A 644-nucleotide genomic window follows, 5' to 3' on the forward strand; every position below is an offset into this window, starting at 1 on the left:
CGTGAAGATGGAGTACCTGCTCGCCGCGTCGTTCATGGCGGTGCCGGGCGGGCTGCTGTTCGGCAAGCTGCTGTTTCCGACCGTCGAACCGAGCCGCGTGGTGGTCGACGGTCTCGATTTCGACGACAAGCGCGCCGCCAACGTGATCGAGGCGGCCGCCTCCGGTGCATCGGTCGGGCTGCGCATCGCGATCAACGTCGGCGCGATGCTGATCGCGTTCGTCGGGCTCATCGCGCTGATGAACCTGATCGTCGGTGGCGCGGCCGCGTTCGTGGGCTTTCCGCAGGTCACGCTGGTCGGCATCATCGGCCACCTGTTCGCGCCGCTCGCGTGGATCATCGGCGTGCCGTGGCACGATGCGGCGCTGGCCGGCAACTTCATCGGCGAGAAGCTGATCTTCAACGAATTCGTCGCGTACGGCGACCTGTCGCCGTACCTGAAGGGCGGCGCGCATGCGGCGGCGGCCGGCCTGCAGGTGCTCGACCCGAAGACGCTCGCGATCGTGTCGTTCGCGCTGTGCGGCTTCGCGAACTTCTCGTCGATCGCGATTCTCGCCGGCGGCTTCAGCGCGGTCGCGCCCGAGCGCCGCTCGGACGTCGCGCGCCTCGGCTTGCGCGCGCTGACGGCGGCGACGCTGTCGAACC

At 69.1% G+C, this 644-nt stretch carries 1 protein-coding gene; it reads left to right on the top strand.

Annotated features, from left to right (window positions below; translation table 11 throughout):
- Positions 1-644, top strand: a 644-nt coding sequence (locus ACU8YE_RS23870; RefSeq protein WP_446929812.1) for a nucleoside transporter C-terminal domain-containing protein, incomplete at both ends; no start/stop codon positions are given.

This window comes from Ralstonia sp. VS2407, from assembly GCF_052950655.1.